Raw genomic sequence first — 279 nt, forward strand, 5'->3', positions numbered from 1 at the left:
GATAGCATATACTCTAAGATCTCATACTCCTCTAACCCATATCCCATAAACAAAACTACATACTTTGAATTAAATACCTTATCTAAGAAAACTGATAACTCAGGAAATGTATTTTCAGAATTCGCTCCATAACACTCTAAATAATGATTTAAAGTAACTAACATATCTTTCTCTTGTTTTATGCTGCCATGTATGTGAATTACATTTCCATTTTTAAGCTTGGATTCTAATATGTCTGAACGTTCAAATACGATTTCTCGGCTTAATTCACTTTGTAAC

1 protein-coding gene is annotated in these 279 nt (G+C 30.5%); it reads right to left on the reverse strand.

Going from position 1 to position 279, the window contains the following annotated elements; translation table 11 throughout:
* The coding region (locus tag F1003_RS15655) for an SIR2 family protein (RefSeq protein ID WP_202913912.1) at positions 1-279 on the reverse strand (279 nt) is incomplete at both ends.

The organism is Winogradskyella ouciana (assembly GCF_009709615.1).
Lineage (GTDB): Bacteria > Bacteroidota > Bacteroidia > Flavobacteriales > Flavobacteriaceae > Winogradskyella > Winogradskyella ouciana.